The sequence below is a fragment of the Nonomuraea sp. NPDC051941 genome (genome assembly GCF_044593615.1).
Genome location: NZ_JBIUCF010000060.1, coordinates 70,624 through 82,968, shown reverse-complemented (window position 1 = coordinate 82,968; position 12,345 = coordinate 70,624). Strand labels below are relative to the sequence as shown.

Here is a 12,345-nt window from a genome sequence, read left to right as displayed (position 1 = left end):
CCCGCGGGGGCGCGCCCGCGCCCGGGCGGCCTCGCTCCCGGGGCCCGACCCCCCCCCCCCCCCCGCCCCCCCCCCCCCCCCCCCCCCCCCCCCCCCCCCCCCCCACGACTGGGCATTGATCATCTTTGACCACTGAAAGGTAGGACATGAGCTTAGGCAGTGGGCTGATGGCCGCGGCACTGGCCGGCACAGTCGGTCTGGCGGCCGTTCAGCAGCCTGTTCCCGGTGACAGCGCGAGCGCCGCGCAAGAGGCCGGCAGCGTCACCCTCCTGACCGGCGACCGCGTCGTCGTGACGGGCCGCGGCCACCGGGTGGAGCCCGGACCGGGCCGGCAGGTGAGGTACTTCACGCAGTACCGCGACGGACACCTCCACGTGATCCCTTCCGACGCGATGCCGCTGGTGGCCGCGGGCGTTCTGGACAGGCGCCTGTTCGACGTCACCCAGCTCCTGCGGTGGCGGCTGGGCGACGCGGACAGAGCGGACATCCCGCTCATCACCCAGACGGGCGCGGATCCGGCGTCGCCGCTGAAGGCCGCGCAGCAGACCGCGCGACTCGCCGCGCTCGGGATGACCGCCCTGCGGCTGCCCAAGAAGGGCGCGGGAGAGTCCTGGAAGGACCTGATCAGCCGGTCCCGGTCCCAGGCCGCGGGCAAGACGAGGATCTGGCTGGACGGGCGCCGCTCGTTCACCCTCGACCAGAGCGTCAAGCAGATCGGCGCCACCGAGGCGTGGAAGCAGGGGATCACCGGAGAGGGCGTCACTGTCGCCGTGCTCGACAGCGGCTATGACCCCGACCACCCGGACCTCAAGAACGTGGTCACGCAGGCGCGCAACTTCACCGGCGACTCCGACCCGCGCGACACGTTCGGCCACGGCACGCACGTCGCCTCGATCATCGCGGGCGCCGGGGAGAAGTACCGTGGCGTGGCACCGGGGGCCAGGCTCGCCGTCGGCAAGGTCGGCGACGCCGAGGGCATCACCGACTCCGCCTTGCTGGCGGGCATGGAGTGGGCGGCCACCGAGGTCAAAGCGAAGATCATCAACATGAGCATCGGAGGGGGCGACACCCCGGACCTCGATCCGCTCGAACAGGCGGTCAACACGCTCTCGGCGCGGACCGGCGCGTTGTTCGTCGTGTCCGCGGGCAACAACGGCGGTCCGGCCACGGTGAGCAGCCCGGGCAGCGCCGACGCGGCCCTGACCGTCGGCGCGGTGGATCGTACGGACCAGCTGGCCGGGTTCTCCAGCCGCGGTCCCCGGATGGGCGACCACGCGATCAAGCCGGAGATCACCGCCCCCGGTGTCGGCATCACGGCGGCGGCCGTCGGCGGCGGTTACATCGCGCACAACGGCACCTCGATGGCCGCGCCGCACGTGGCGGGTGCCGCCGCGATCCTCGCCCAGAGGCACCCCGGCTGGACCGGTGAACGACTCAAGGCCGCCCTGATCGGCAGCGCCGCCCCCACCCCCGGCGCCACGCCTTTCGAGCAGGGCGGCGGGCGGGTGGACCTGGTCCGCGCGCTGGCACAGCCGGTCGTCGCCGCGCCGGGCACCGCCTGGGCCGCCTTCCGCTGGGACGACGCGGGTGGCCGGCGGACGACCAGGACCCTCACCTACGCCAACTCCGGCGACTCCCCCGTCACCCTGGACCTCACCGTCACGGGCGACGTGCTGAAGCTGCCGGCCGACCGGCTGCAGGTGCCAGCGGGAGGGGAGGCGCAGGTCACGCTCACCATCGACGCCGAGGGCAAGAGCGTCGGTGAGCACACCGGCGTGGTCACCGCCACCTCGGGCGACACCGTCATCCGCACCCTGGCCGGCGCGTACGTGGAGCCGGAATCGTCCGACGTGACCGTCACCGGCATCAACCGGAGCGGCCTGCCCGCCGCGGGCTTCGGCGATTTCTACAACCTCGACACCGGCAGCTTCCAGTCCGTCAGGATCGAGAACGGTGTGGCCAAGGTCCGCCTGCCCAAGGGCCGGTGGAACCTCTATGCGGACCTGTACGAAGGCTCCGCCGCCACGACCGCGCACGTCCCGGTGACCATCGGTGACGATGATCAGAATGTGGTGCTGGACGCGCGCCAGGCCAAGCAGATCCGGTTCGCGGTGGACGATCCGACCGCCGTGCCGGAGCAGATCCAGGGTCTCACTCTGGCCAACGGGACCTGGTACTTCGGCTGGATAGCCGTCGGAGACCCCGGCCAGAGTTTCTTCGTGCTCCCCGTACGCCAGCCCGAGCTGCGCTACATGACCAACACCATCTGGCACAAGAAGGACACCTCGCCCAGCCCTTACCGGTACGACCTGGTCGACTACCGCGTCGGCGGCATCCCGGACGACCCCGCCTACACCGCGCGGACGGCCGACCTGGTGAAGGTGAGCGAGACCTACCGCGCCTCGGGCGTGCCGGGCCAGGGCGTGGCGGCCACCGGACCCCGCATGCCCGGTATGGACTGGGCCTTCACGGTCCCGTCGCCCGCCGTCGATCTCCCCGGCGCCATGACGAACTACCGGACCCCGGGATTCGTCTGGGACAGCGAGCTCCGGACCGGCACCGCCACGCTGACCGGCACCAGCGGCCGCCTGGATCGGGGACCGGTACGCGAGGTGTGGAACGCCGCGGTCACCGGACCCGGGTTCGCCGCCGGCGGCGGCGAACGTACCGGAAACGAGCTGAACGTCTCGGCCGCACAGCTGTTCAGCGACGGCGCCGCCGGGCGGAGGGGCGCCGACGCCGCGGCCACCGGCGCGCTCACCCTCGCCCGGAACGGCGAGGTGATCGCGAAAGCCGACGTGACCGGCTGCGCGCCCGCGGAACCCGGCAAATGCCTGCTGTCGGCGCGGCTCCCGGAGGCCGCGGACACCTACACGCTGACCGCGTCGGTACGCAGGCAGGCGCCCCACGCGGCCCTCACCACGGCGGTGGACACCATCTGGACCTTCCGCTCGGCCGGCACCGCGAAACCGTCGCCCCTGCCCTTGATGGCGGTACGCTACGCACCGGCCGGCCTCGACGACTCCAACCGCGCCCGTCCGGGATCCGTGACCCGGGTTCCCGTCTGGGTCGAACGGAATCCCGGAGCCGCCAAGGCCGCGGTGCGGTCTCTCACCCTGGAGATGTCCGCCGACGACGGCGCGACCTGGCGCCGGATCCGCGTGACCCCCGGCGGCACCGGCTGGACGGCGCTGCTCTCCAACCCCCGCACCCCGGGGTTCGTCTCGCTGCGCGCCACGGCGACGGACAGCGCGGGTGACCGCGTCACCCAGACGATCAGCCGCGCCTACTCCATCGGCTGACGAGACTTGGCCGGCCGACCTCGGCCGGCCAAGTCCCCTGTCACACGTTATCGACCGCTCCACCGCCGGCCGGCCTCGCGGACAACGCCGTGACCCTGATCACCGGCGACCGGGTCGTGGTCGCCGGACGGAACTACCGTGTGACACCCGGCCAGGACCGGGAGGTGACGTTCACCGGGCAGATGAGCGGGGGCCATCTGTACGTGATCCCGTCCGACGCCAGGCTGCTGGTGGCCCTCCCAGCTGAGGGAGCGCAGCGTGTCGGCCTGACGGACGCGTTCGGCCAGGCTGTGGTCCAGGGACGACACCGTACGGGCCGGGCAGGGCTCGTCCCGCGGCTCGGCGGCGAGGATGCGGTCCAGGCGGAAGCCCCGCCCCGCCCGCCATGCGTGTCGCGAGGCCGCGTCACGGTTGGCGGGTGATGTCGCTCACATCGTGATGCCGCGTTTCCGCCGGTCCGACGGGGAACAGGTCGGGCATGGAGGTGCTGAGCAATCGAGTGCTGCTGCGTCCGAAGGATCTCGCCCGGAGCCTCGGCTTCTACCGCGAGACGCTCGGCCTGGCCGTCTATCGCGAGTTCGGCCCCGCCGACCACCCGGGCGTGGTCTTCTTCCTCGGTCAGGGGTTCCTGGAGATCTCCGGGCACTCCGACGACGGCGCCGTCTCCGGGCTGTCGCTGTGGCTGCAGGTACGCGATGTGGCGCAGGAGGAGGGACGGCTCCGGGAGGCGGGGGTCACGGTGGTCCGTGAGGCGCGGCTGGAGCCGTGGGGCCTCATCGAGCTGTGGATCGAGGACCCCGACGGGCACCGCATCGTGCTGGTCGAGGTCCCGTCCGATCATCCGCTGCGCCGTGACACCCGCTGACGGAGCCGGGCGCCGCGACCCCCGCTGACGGGGCCGGGTGAAGGTCAGGCCATCGCGCGCTCGATGGCCTCGATGATCCGCGGCCGCAGCTCGGCGGCGCTGATGATCGCGTCCACCGAGCCGACCTCGACCGCGCGCTGGATGCTGTGCACCCGGTCGAACTCTGCGGCGACCTCGCCGAGCTTCTCCGCCCGGACGGCGGACTGCACCTCGGCGAGCTGGGCGTTGAGCGCCGCCCGCTCGGCGCCGCTGGCCGCCGAGACCCGCGTCTGCAGCTCGGTCACCCGCGGGTCGGTCGCGGTGCGGTTGTTCACCTCGCCGGAGAACACCACGGCGGCGGCCGGGGCGCCGCCGAGCACCGAGGCGAACGAGCCTTCCAGCGCCAGCACGGTCATGTTCGGGTTGAGCGCCTTGGAGAACACCACGAACGCGCCGCCGTGGTAACGGGAGATCACGCAGAACACGATCGGCCCGTCGAAGTTGACGATCGCCCGGCCGATCTCCGCGCCGTACTCCAGCTGGAGCTTGCGCATCGACTCCGGCGAGCCGTCGAACCCGGACAGGTTGGCCAGCACCACCAGCGGCCGGTTGCCGGACGCGGAGTTGATCGCCCGCGCGGTCTTCTTCGACGACCGCGGGAACAGCGTGCCCGCGGTGTAGGTGTCGGGGCCGTCGGTGGGCGGGAAGCCGCGCCGCGGCACCGAGCGCGACTCGATGCCGATCAGGCAGACCGGCCGGCCGCCGATGTGCACGTCCTGCACGGCGGACGTCTCCGCGTCGGCCATGCCCGCCCAGCGCTCCAGCACCGGGTGGTCCTGGTCGGACACGGCACGCATCACGGTGCGGATGTCGAACGGCTTCTTGCGGTCGGGGTTGTGCTCGGCGGAGAAGATCTGGCCGACGGTGGCGAAGTCGCTGCCGTCGATCGTGTGCGGGAACTCGGTGATGTCGCGGTCGGCCGGGTCGATGGTGTGGGCCCGCCGCGGCTCGGTCTCGCCGGGCACGACGTAGGTGTGGTCGTAGTGCGCCATGAGCACGTCGCGGGCGGCCGGCAGGTTGGGCGCCCAGTATTGCGCCTGGCCGTTCGGCCCCATGACGCGGTCGTAACCGCCGATGCCGAAGTTGTCCTCGGCCGACACGCCGCCGGAGAAGTCGAGTGACTGCTTGCCGGTGAGCACCATCGCCGAGTCCGGCGTCATCACCAGGATGCCCTTGGTGTGCATGAGCATCGTCGCCTCGGCGTTCCAGTACGGCTGGGCGCCGACGGTGATCCCGGCGACCACGATGTTGATCTCGCCGCCGTCCTGGGTGAACGTGACGATCCGCTTGAGCGCGGCCGCGACCCAGTCCATGTTCTCGGTGCCCGAGGTCATCGAGATCCGCGCGCCGGCCGACAGCGCGTACCACTCCAGCGGGACCCGCATCCGTTCGGCGAGGTCGAGGGCGGCGATCACCCGCGAGCACTCGGGCTCCGACAGCGCGCCCAGCGCCTTCGTCGGGTCGCCGAGCAGGACCACTCGGGTGACGCCTTCGGGGTGCCGCTCGGTCGGCGTCGTGACGACGCCCGCCACGATCGCCGCGGAGTTCTTGCCCTTGGGCCGGTCGACCGGCACGAGCACGCCGCCGGCGTCGAGGTCGTGCTCGGCGAAGCTGCCCTCCGGCCCGGCGAGCAGGCCGGTCAGCTCGTACGGGTAGACGTTTCCGCGCCGGGCCGCGCGCAGCACCTTCTGGCGGTAGTCGTCCAGCGGCTGGACCGGCTCCGTCGACGGCTTGCCGACGTCGAGGCTCGCGCCGTGGCCCGGGTCGAGGGTGATCCGCACGGCGACCTCGGCCAGCTCGCCGGCGGCGTTGCGCTGGCGGGCCACGAACTGGACCTCCTCCAGCCCCGCGCCCGCCGTGGTCGGCAGGATGCGCTGGACCAGCATGTTGAGCTCGTCGGTGGACAGCTCGGTCGACGGCCAGACGTACATCATGATCCGGTTGGTGTCGAAGCGCTTGTTCTGGGGGCGCTGCGCCTGGATGTTGCGGATCGCGTCGAGGCCCGCGGTGAGCGCGTCCTCCACGGCGGGCAGCGCGATCAGCCTGCCGTCGGCCTCGCGCAGCGGCGTCAGGTCGCGGACCTGGCCCATCGCGATGAGCCGCTCGTCGGCCGGGTTGCTCCGCGCCACGGCCTTGAACAGGTAGACCTCCTCGTCGGCCGACGGCAGCCGGGTGAGGTCGAACTCGCGCAGCCGCTGCAGTTGCAGGCGCTCCGCGATCTGCGGGTGCAGGCCGCGGATCAGCCGGTCCTCGGCGAAGCCCGCGCCGTCGGGGCGGAAGGTGAAGTGGTGATGCATCACGGCGCCGCTGGTGCCGACGACGGTGGTGGTGACCCGGCTGACGCCCGCGGGCCGCGAGTGCTCGGCGAGGAGCTGCCCGATCCGCGCCGCCATGGCGTCGGCGTCCGGCTGGTCCTCCCAGGTGACGTAGAGGTCGGCGACCAGCCCGCCGTCAGTGGCGCTGCCGGTGGCGAACGTGCCGACGGCGCCGATGGCCGCGGGCAGGGCGGCGATGTCGACCGCGGTGGTGACCAAGCGGGTCACGCCGTCCGCGCCGGTGCGCTCGGCGGTGACGAACGGGCAGCCCGCCACCTCGCGCGCGGTGACCTCGGACAGCCCGCGGTTGCCGTAGTAGCGGCGGGTCAGCACCTCCAGCAGCGGCGCGTGGTCCAGCCCGGGCCGGCCGATCCGCTGGCCGATCAGCCGGACCAGCGGCTCGGAGCTGGCCACCATGGCCTGGATCCGCTCGGCGCGGTCCGGCGCGTCGGGGTCGGCGTCCAGGTAGCGCAGGTCGTCACGTACGGCGGCGTAGACCTTGGCGCGGTTGCGGCGCAGCAGCGGCTGGGCGAACCAGCGGAACACCACGCCGCGGGCCAGGTCGGACACCGTGGGGAAGCGCACCTGCGTGGCCTCTACCAGGTGCTCCAGGCCGAGCCCGGCGCGCTCGTTGAGCGACTCGAACGGCGGCGCGCCGGCCAGCCAATGGCGCAGCAGCTCCGACACGATCGCGACGCCGGCGCTCATCTGCTGCTGGGCCAGGAAGATCCGGAAGACCGCCGCCTCCAGCTCAGGCGTGCGGTCGAGGTCGTGGACGCCATAGTGGGCGAGGACCCTGGTGAGCTTGGCCTGGAAGCTCTGGGTGACGCCGGCGCGCTCGACGTCGAGGCTCTGCAGGTAGCTGTGGAAGAACTCGCGCGGGCTGTGCACGGGGTTGCCCGGCTCGACGTCGAGCGCGCCGCCCGGCTTGTTGCGGCTCAGCTCGGCCAGGTCGGCGAACACAATGAGCAGGTCGAGCTCGCCCTCGATCGGCTGCCTGCCCAGCTCGGCGCGGGCGTCCAGGTATGAGGTCAGCACCTGCTTGCGGTCGTCGGGGCCGCCGTCGAAGCCGAGCAGCAGGCCGCGCAGGTCCTGCAGGCCGCGCTCGACCCGGTCGGCCGCGGACACGTCCGACGGCACGGCGGGCAGATCGATCTCGACGGTGCCCGCGGCCTCCTCTTCGGGGCCTTCGTCGGCGAGGGGCTCCAGGCGCATCAGCGGCGCGCCGGTCTCGACCTGGCTGCCCACCGACACCGGGCACTCACGGACGCGGGCGCGGAACGGCGCGCGCAGCACCGTCTCCATCTTCATGCTCTCCAGCACCAGGATCGGCGCGCCCGCCTCGACCTCGTCGCCGGCCGACAGCGGCGTCGCGACCACCAGCGCCGGGGCGGGCGAGCGGACGACGCCGCCCTCGTCGCGGCTGATCCGGTGCGTCACGCCGTCGACCTCGACCAGGTGGATCGGCCCGTGCGTGGCCGACACCACCCGGAACCGGCGGCCGTTGACCACGATCTGGCCGCTGTGCTCATCGAACCGCTCCACCTCGACGTCCGCCGGGTGCACGTCGCCGCCGCCGGAGATCCCGACGCGGAAGCGCCGGTGCCCGACCCGGGCCACGCTCACCCGGTAGCCGACGCCACGGAGCTTGAGGTCCAGCGGGCGGCCCGAGTCGTGCTGCACCTGCGGGCGGCCGCCGTGCGCGGTGGACAGCAGCCGCCGGCGGCCGACCTCCTCCTCGTCCTGGTAGGCCTCGATCGCGGCGGCGGCCAGGGCGATCGCGGAGTGGCGGTGGCTGATCAGGCGGCCCTTGGCGCGTACGCGGTCGATCCAGCCCGTGTCGGCGCTCGCGTCGATCACCTCGGGCTGGTCGAGCAGGTCGAGCACGAAGCTCTTGTTGGTGGCGCCGCCCTCGATGATCACCGTGGTGTCGGCCATCGCGCGGCGCAGCCGGCCCAGCGCCTGCTCGCGGTCGCGGCCGTAGGCGATGATCTTCGCGATCATCGAGTCGAAGTCGGCCGGGATGGTGTCGCCCTCGCTGACGCCGGTGTCGACGCGGATGCCGGGCCCGGTGGGCAGGGCCAGGCGGGCGATGCGGCCCGGGGCGGGCGCGAAGTCGCGGTCGGGGTCCTCGGCGTTGAGCCGGGCCTCGACGGCGTGGCCGGCCTCGCCCGGCTGGGGGCCTTCGAGCTTTCCGCCGCCGGCCACGTGCAGCTGCAGCCGGACCAGGTCGGTGCCGGTGGTGATCTCGGTGATCGGGTGCTCGACCTGCAGCCGGGTGTTGACCTCGAGGAAGGCGAACAGCTTCTCGCCGGGGTGGTAGAGGAACTCGACGGTGCAGGCGCCGCAGTAGTCGACCGCCACGGCGAGCCGCTCGGCCGACGCCTTCAGCTCGGCCGTCTGCTCGATCCCCAGCACGGGCGAGGCGGACTCCTCGATGATCTTCTGGTTGCGCCGCTGCACCGAGCAGTCCCGCACGCCCAGCGCCCACGCGGTGCCCTGCCCGTCGGCGATGACCTGGACCTCGACGTGGCGGGCGCCGGTGACCAGCCGCTCCAGGAAGACCACGCCGGAGCCGAACGCGCGCAGCGCCTCCTGGCTCGTGCGCTCGTAGGCGTCGGTCAGGTCCTCCTTCGAGGCGACCATGCGGATGCCACGCCCGCCGCCGCCCGCGGTCGCCTTGAGCATCAGCGGGTAGCCGATCTCGTCGCCGGCGCGCAGCGCGTCCTCCAGGGTGGCGACCTCGCCGCGGCTCCACGGCGCGACGGGGACGCCGACCTTCTCGGCGATGAGCTTCGCGCCGATCTTGTCGCCCAGCTTGCGCATCGCCTCCGCGCTCGGCCCGACGAAGGTGACGCCGATCTTCTCGCACAACTCGGCGAACGCCGGGTCCTCGGCGACGAACCCCCAGCCGACCCACGCGGCGTCGGCGCCGGTCTCCACCAGTGCCCGCTCCAGGACGGCGTGGTCGAGGTACGGGCGGGCGGAGGCGGGGCCCAGCGGATAGGCGAGATCCGCTTCACGGACGAAGGTCGCGTGGCGGTCGGCGTCGGTGTAGAGCGCCACCGTCTCGATCCGCGCCCCGGTCTCCGCGCAGAGGTCCCGGACGGCGTGGATGAGCCGCATCGCTGCCTCTCCACGGTTGACGATGGCGACACGACTGAACACCGGCTGAGCCTCCCCATACTCACGCACAAAGGCGACGCCCGAGTCCGGAGCGCCGCCTGCACCTTTCTACACCCTGCTCGATCGCCGCCCGCTACACCAATGGCCCGCATCGCTCATGGCGAAGCCGCTGCGTTGTGGAAACCCCACAAAAGGTGCCCCGCCCCCTCCTGCCCCGCCGCCGCCCTCCGAAGCACCTCACAAGCCTTCGGAACCGGACGGGCAGACGCCTCGCCGAATGAGCCGAAATTCGTTGCGGCAATTATCGAGGCGACCGCCATAGAAGCACAATAAAGCCACCATAAATTCCTTGGGAAAAGCAGGTGGAACGCCTGGCAAATTTTTCCCCAGAGTCCTTTTTCTGGGCATCTGACCTGGCCATACAGTGCGAAGCAACGATGCGGAACGGTACTCGCTGCAGGCACCGAAGATGCAGCTCCGTATGCGATTTGAGCACCGTACAGAACATCTGTCCAGGCCCTTGCCGGGCGCTTTTCGAGCACTTACTGTCCAGGTGATCAAATCACCATTGAGGAGGCCTGGTTGCGCCGATTAACGTCCACGGTCGCCGCCGCGGCGACGCCGCTCCCTCTGTTGCTCGTCGTCATCATGGCCTTGGCGGCCACGGCGGTCGCGAGCGTACCGGCTCGTGCCGCGCCGGTGGACGAACGGACCACGGCGGCGGCGCCGCCGTCGATGGAGCCGGGGTTACGCGCGCGGGCCGCCGCCGCCGGCAAGATCAGAGTGAACGTCGTCACCAGAACGCGGGCCGATCTGCCCGACGCCGCGAGCGCCGGTCAGGTGCTGCAGTCGTTGTCCCGGTTCCCCATGGTGACCTTGCGTGTCGACGCCGCGGCGCTGGACCGGCTGGCCGCCCGGCCGGGCGTCGTGAGCGTGTCGGAGGACCGGCCGGTACCGCCGGTGCTGGCCGAGAGCGTCCCGTTGATCGGCGGCGATCGCACCCGGGCCGCGGGCCTGACCGGCGAGGGCAGCGCGGTGGCCGTCCTGGACACCGGCGTCGCGACCGGCCACCCCTTCCTGGGCGGACGGGTGCTCGACGAGGCCTGCTTCTCCCCCATCGACGCCGACTACGGCGCCACCAGCCTGTGCCCCGACGGCACCGCCCAGCAGGAGGGGCCCGGGGCGGCCGACACCGAACAGGGACCCTGCGCGGACCCCGCCCTCGACTGTGATCACGGCACGCACGTGGCCGGCATCGCCGCCGGCGACGGCAAGGGCGTGACCGGAGCACCACCGGCCGGTGTCGCACCCGGAGCCGACCTGGTCGCCATTCAGGTGTTCAGCAAGTTCACGTCGGAGGACTTCTGCGGCGCGGGTGCCGCGCCGTGCGTGCTGAGCTTCACCAGCGCCCAGGTGGCGGGCCTGGAGAAGGTCCTGGAGCTGAAGGAGGCCGGTACGCCGCTGGTGGCCGCCAACCTGAGTCTGGGCGGCGGCCGGTACACCGCGACGTGTGACACCGATCCGCGCAAGCCGGCCATCGACGGCCTCCTGGCGGCCGGGGTGGCGACGGTGGTGGCGGCCGGGAACAACGGGTACGGCGACGCGGTGAGCGCGCCGGCCTGCGTGTCCTCCGCCATCACGGTGGGCAGCACCACCGACGACGACACCGTGTCCACTTTCAGCAACCGCGGCCCTCTCCTGGACCTCTTCGCCCCCGGGACCTCGATCATCTCCTCCGTGCCCGGGGGCAAGTGGGCGCCGCTGAGCGGCACCTCGATGGCCGCTCCCCACGTGAGCGGCGCGCTGGCCGTGCTCCGCCAGGCCTTCCCCCAGTCGAGCATCGCGGAGCTGGAATCGGCCATGAAGACCACGGGCAAGGCCATCACCTACACCGGCGCCACCACTCCCCGGCTCCGGCTGGACAGCGCCGCCCTCCCCCAGAACCCCACCCCCACGCCCACCCCCACTCCGCCGGACGATCCGAAGGGCGTCTGGCCGCCGTACTTCGTGAACCTGGACGACCACGCCATTCCCGATCGGGGCAGCGTGGACTCTCCGATCGACGTGAGCGGCATCCTCGACAAGGGGCCGGTCCAGCTGCACGTCTGGGTCTCCGTCCAGCACCCCTGGGTGGGTGATCTGAAGCTCGAACTGGTCAGCCCGGACCGGAAGGTGTTCCCGCTGCGGGAGCCGTCCCCGGACGGCAGCGACTCCATCGACGAGACGTACGACGTGGACACCAGTTCCGTGACCACGCCGAACGGCACCTGGAAGCTCCGTGCCACGGACGCCTACTCCCCCGACGCCGGCTTCATCGACGGCTGGTCGATGGACTTCCCCTTCTTCGAGAACTGGGACGACCACAACATCCCGGACAAGGGCGTCGTCACCTCGCCCATCACGGTGACGGGCTGGCTCCCGGGCAACGCGCCCTCGAAGGCGACGGTCTACGCGGAGGTCCACCACACCTGGGTGGGCGATCTGAAGATCGACCTGATCAGCCCGAACGGCAAGGTGTACAAGCTCCGCGTACCAAGCCCCCAGGACAACGGCGACGTGATCTGGGAGACCTATCCGGTGGACGGCAGCGCCTCACCGGCGAACGGGACGTGGACGCTACGCGTCGAGGACGTCACCGCGGGCGACACGGGTTACCTGGACGGCTGGTGGATCAAGTTCTGAGCCGCTGATCCACAGG

Annotated in this window: 5 protein-coding genes; 4 read left to right on the top strand and 1 reads right to left on the bottom strand. The window is 72.0% G+C overall.

Annotation, left to right across the window (positions count from 1 at the left end; genetic code table 11):
- Nucleotides 1-146 precede the first annotated feature (146 nt).
- The 3 genes from ACIHFD_RS58135 (at nt 147) to ACIHFD_RS58125 (ending at nt 4,167) form a co-directional block, all read left to right on the top strand.
- Nucleotides 147-3,302 (top strand): S8 family serine peptidase, encoded by a 3,156-nt coding sequence (locus ACIHFD_RS58135; protein ID WP_397374251.1) that lies wholly within the window; start codon nt 147-149, stop codon nt 3,300-3,302.
- A gap of 89 nt (nt 3,303-3,391) precedes the next feature.
- Complete coding sequence (locus ACIHFD_RS58130; RefSeq protein WP_397374250.1) at nt 3,392-3,724, top strand: hypothetical protein; 333 nt, start codon at nt 3,392-3,394, stop codon at nt 3,722-3,724.
- A 56-nt stretch (nt 3,725-3,780) separates the two neighbouring features.
- Nucleotides 3,781-4,167, top strand: a complete 387-nt coding sequence (locus ACIHFD_RS58125) for a VOC family protein (protein WP_350732953.1) — start codon at nt 3,781-3,783, stop codon at nt 4,165-4,167.
- A gap of 44 nt (nt 4,168-4,211) precedes the next feature.
- Here ACIHFD_RS58125 and ACIHFD_RS58120 read toward each other — a convergent pair whose 3' ends face one another.
- Nucleotides 4,212-9,689: a biotin carboxylase N-terminal domain-containing protein gene (locus tag ACIHFD_RS58120; RefSeq protein ID WP_397374249.1), complete on the bottom strand. Its 5,478-nt coding sequence runs from the start codon at nt 9,687-9,689 to the stop codon at nt 4,212-4,214.
- Between the two features lie 540 nt (nt 9,690-10,229).
- On the opposite strand from ACIHFD_RS58120, the gene ACIHFD_RS58115 reads away from it, so the two are divergent.
- Nucleotides 10,230-12,329, top strand: coding sequence for a S8 family serine peptidase (locus ACIHFD_RS58115; RefSeq protein ID WP_397374248.1), 2,100 nt, complete (start codon nt 10,230-10,232; stop codon nt 12,327-12,329).
- Nucleotides 12,330-12,345: the final 16 nt, after the last annotated feature.

Coding starts and splice junctions, on each gene's coding strand:
- ACIHFD_RS58125 (WP_350732953.1), top strand. CDS start 3,781: ATGGAGGTGCTGAGCAATCGAGTGCTGCTGCGTCCGAAGGATCTCGCC.
- ACIHFD_RS58135 (WP_397374251.1), top strand. CDS start 147: ATGAGCTTAGGCAGTGGGCTGATGGCCGCGGCACTGGCCGGCACAGTC.